Annotated in this window: 1 protein-coding gene; it reads left to right on the top strand. The window is 43.3% G+C overall.

Translation table 11 applies throughout. From position 1 onward, the window contains the following. Positions 1 to 833 (top strand): phosphopantetheine-binding protein (locus tag GRP75_RS28320; protein ID WP_160791043.1); only part of this gene is annotated, 833 nt, incomplete at both ends.

Here is an 833-nt window from a genome sequence, read left to right as displayed (position 1 = left end):
AGTATATTTGGCCACATCCGCTGGTTTACTGGGAACGACGTTGGAATGGGCTTATATCGAGGTTGGAGGGAGAATTCGACATATCGGTGCAGCCAACCGAGATGTTCTTATTCGCGGGCATCACGTGAATCTTGAGCAGATAGAGAAACATCTTTTGCAAGCACTGGATTTGGATGCCTGTGTTTTGACGGTACGGAAAGACGGTGAGAGCAGTAACTCTTCGTATCTAGTGGCTTATATAGTGGACAATAATTCTAATTCGTGGGATATAGCGAAGCTGAAAGAGAGTGTTAGCTCAATACTTCCTGATTATGGGCAACCTCGTTTTTGGGTTCTGATGGATAGCATCCCTCTTTTGGCTGATGGGAAGCCGGATTTTCAATTATTGCCGAAACCAGAAAATATCAGGATAGAGGACTCGCAGAAGCAGGTTTCTGACGGCAATATGACTGAGGACAAACTGATATCTATATGTAAGGAAGTTTTGAATGTATCTGATATCGGATACAACGATAATTTTTTTCAAATGGGTGGAGACTCTTTAAAAGCGACTGTTCTTCTAAGCAGAATTAACAAGGAATTCGAAGTATATATTCCGCTGGTACAAATTTTACATTTGCAAACGATTGCACAACTGGCGGCACATGTAAAAGGAGGACGAAAGCGAAAGTTTGAGCCGCTTGTTCGGGCAGATTTACAGCCCTTTTATCCGGTATCTCCCGCTCAAAAAAGAATGTATGTGCTGGATCAACTGGGTGGAGGTGCAGCGTATCATGTATCAGGTCAACTGCATATAGAGGGAGAGTTACACGTTTCCAGGTTCATGGATGCAG

The organism is Paenibacillus sp. OT2-17 (assembly GCF_009827695.1).
GTDB lineage: Bacteria > Bacillota > Bacilli > Paenibacillales > Paenibacillaceae > Paenibacillus > Paenibacillus polymyxa_B.
This window is presented reverse-complemented; position numbering and strand designations above follow the sequence as displayed.